This window comes from Albidovulum sp. (assembly GCF_049646345.1).
Lineage (GTDB): Bacteria > Pseudomonadota > Alphaproteobacteria > Rhodobacterales > Rhodobacteraceae > Albidovulum.
In genome coordinates, this window is sequence record NZ_JBARVQ010000780.1 from 1 (window position 1) to 1,831 (window position 1,831).

Below are 1,831 nucleotides of genomic sequence, written 5' to 3' on the forward strand. Positions count from 1 at the left end.
CCCCCGCTCTATAGGAACAAAGGACGGGGTTATCTACAAGAACACGCTGTAGCGTCAATCAGGCACTGTCAGCTTCTTGGTGCGTTACTTCGACAAGCAACGCGCGTATTCGCAAGAGAAGGAGAAACAAGATGGGCGAGAACTACCAGGTTTACCGGGCTGCTGTTAATGCCGCCAAGGGCATCCGCCAGTTCCAGAAGGCAGACAACGCGATCGACAAAGACAACGTGGACTCGGCTGCGCGGCACTTCGACAAGGGGCTCGGCTTCTTTGCGTCAGCTCTTGATCACCTCGAGAAGGCCGAAGATGATGCTTACGAAACGGCGGCCAAGGAACTGACGAAGGGCAATGACGAGCTCCAGAAGTCTATTGACGCCTACGGCAAGGACGACATGAATGGCGCCGCGAAGCACTATGCGAAAGCGCTCGAGCATTACGATACGGCGCTGGACGAGCTCGACGCCTGACTGACCGTGAAGATCGGCGGGCACGGTTAAGCCGTGCCGGCCACTGATGATGGGGCTGATCGAGCAGACGTCGTCGCGGTTCCGTACCGATAAGAAGGAATAATCAAGAGAGAAGATGCCATGACACTCATAGAGACCATCAAGAAAGACGCGAAGACCTCTAAATGGGTTGGAGTACTGCTTCTGATCGCAGGATTCCTGGCACTCGTTGCGCCTCTCGGGGCCGGTCTGTCATTAACCGTGATGATCGGCGTGCTGCTGCTCATGAGCGGTGCGGCCCAGCTTGTGCTGGTTTTCAAGGCAGGCTCCTTCGGAGAGGGCCTCCTGCTTGCCATCTTTGCGGCACTCAGCCTGATCGCCGGAGGCTACATGCTGTCGCAGCCCGTTTCCGGGCTGGCCACGCTGACCCTTTTCCTCGCCGGCTATTTCATAGCCAGCGGTGTTGTGCAGGTCATCGGCGCTTTTGGGGCGAGGCCGGAACAGGGGTGGGGCTGGCTGCTGTTCGGCGGCATCATCTCTTTTATGCTCGGGGTGATGATCTGGCGACAATTCCCGATATCCGGGGTGTGGGCCGTTGGTACCCTGGTGGGTGTCCAACTCATGATGAGCGGCTGGACGCTGATTGCGGTCGGTGGTCTTGCCAAGAACGCCGTAAAGGAAGTCGGCGCGTCCTAGGGTGCGGTATGCGGATGACCTGGGGTGTCGACGCCATACCATGATGTTTTTCGGTAGGCCCGTGCCGTACCGAACGGCCGTGTGTGTCCGACGGCGCCTGCAGTACGGCTCGGGCCCCGGATCATGCACGCTATAAAAATAGCGGCGGTGGGCTGGCTGTTACTCTTCCTGTTTTTGGCCATGGCCGGTGTAGCGATGATCCGCAGCGTCGACGAGCCGGAGCTGGTAACGGATGTGCAGTCAGAATGTGTGGTATTCGACATCGACGGAACCCTTACGCCGGAAGTCCTGTCCATCAAGACCGCTCGGGAGGGCGCTGCAACCGCTGTTCGGGCGTTTGCCGATTCGGGATACCTCATCGTCTACCTTAGCGCCCGAATTCCGCTGTTGCAGGGAGGAATTCGCGATTGGCTCGAGGAGAACGGGTTCCCGCCGGGCAGGCTGCACGTGACCGAATCGCGCTACGATCGGGAGGATCACGCCGCGTTCAAGAAACGGGTGCTGGAGGCCTATACAGCGGGCGGCTGTGGCTTCGTCGCCGCCTACGGCGACTCCAGTTCCGATTTTGAAGCCTACGCGAGCGTCGGAATAAGCCCACAGCGTATCTTTGCACTTAAGCGCGAGGGCAAGAAAACCTGCCAAACCGGCGCCTGGGCCGGGTGTTACGCGACCTGGGGCGAGCAGATGGA

General features: G+C 59.3%; 3 protein-coding genes. All 3 read left to right on the plus strand.

The window, feature by feature from the left end:
- Positions 1 to 131 precede the first annotated feature (131 nt).
- Entirely contained in the window at positions 132 to 467 is a 336-nt protein-coding gene (locus tag WBB85_RS20490) for a hypothetical protein (RefSeq protein ID WP_432640437.1), read from the plus strand.
- 120 nt (positions 468 to 587) lie between these two features.
- A complete protein-coding gene (locus tag WBB85_RS20495; RefSeq protein WP_432640438.1) occupies positions 588 to 1,142 on the plus strand; it encodes an HdeD family acid-resistance protein in 555 nt (184 codons plus the stop codon).
- 147 nt (positions 1,143 to 1,289) lie between these two features.
- On the plus strand, positions 1,290 to 1,831 hold a 542-nt coding region (locus WBB85_RS20500), incomplete at its 3' end, for an LNS2 domain-containing protein (protein WP_432640439.1).